The 856-nt window shown below is 61.3% G+C and carries 1 protein-coding gene; it reads left to right on the forward strand.

What is annotated here, in order from left to right; genetic code table 11:
• Positions 1-856 (forward strand): DUF6531 domain-containing protein (locus tag NTD80_RS17770; RefSeq protein WP_262134443.1); only part of this gene is annotated, 856 nt, incomplete at both ends.

Genomic DNA, 856 nt, shown 5'->3' on the forward strand with positions numbered 1-856 from the left:
AGTGCTGATCAACCTGCTGCTGGCCCTCGCCACCGGTGCGATGGGCGTGGCGATAGGCATGAGCGCCAAGGTCCTGGACGGCATCAAGTCTCGTCGTGCGCGCCAGTGGTTCAAACAGGTGGCCAGGCAATTTGGGAAATCTCGTGTGCAGGGCCATGTCGAGGCGGCCACACCGTTGTTGCTGAGGAGCGCAGCGACGCCAATCAAGGTGATTCCGGATGTGCCGTTGAAGGCTGGGGATCAGCTGGTTTCCAACCCGGTGCCGGCGGTTCGCGGCAAGACGCAGCGGACGGCTTTGGTTCGGCAGGAGCATGTCGACGATGTGCCTGCTGCTGGCAAGAACCCAAACGGAGACTCGGCGGCGCCTGCGGATAAGACCGCCACTAACGGCTGCCCGGTGTCGATGGTGACCGGAGAGGAATTGCTCACCCTGACTGATGGGGCGCTGGACGGGGTATTGCCGTTTGAATGGAGCCGCTTGTACCGCACCAGTGCGGTGGAAATGGATTGCGGGTTGGGGTTTGGCTGGAGTCACTCGTTGGCGCATCGGCTTGCGGTGTCGGGCGATTCGGTGGTGTGGACCGATCATGAAAACCGCTCGACCACCCTGCCCTTGCCATCTGTTTCTCGCCCAGCAATCACCAATAGCCTGGCCGAAGCGGCAATCTATTTAGGCGCTTTGCCGGATGAACTGGTGTTGGCCCAGGCGTCGCGCTTCTACCACTTTCGCGACGGCATACTGACCGCGATCAGCGATGCGTATGACAACCGGCTGCGCATTGTCCGGGATCTTTTGGGGCGCATTGAGCGGCTGGATAACGGTGTCGGGCGTTCGCTGCTCCTGCGTTATGAGTTG

It is taken from the genome of Pseudomonas sp. 13B_2.1_Bac1 (genome assembly GCF_025466155.1).
Classification (GTDB): domain Bacteria; phylum Pseudomonadota; class Gammaproteobacteria; order Pseudomonadales; family Pseudomonadaceae; genus Aquipseudomonas; species Aquipseudomonas aylmerensis.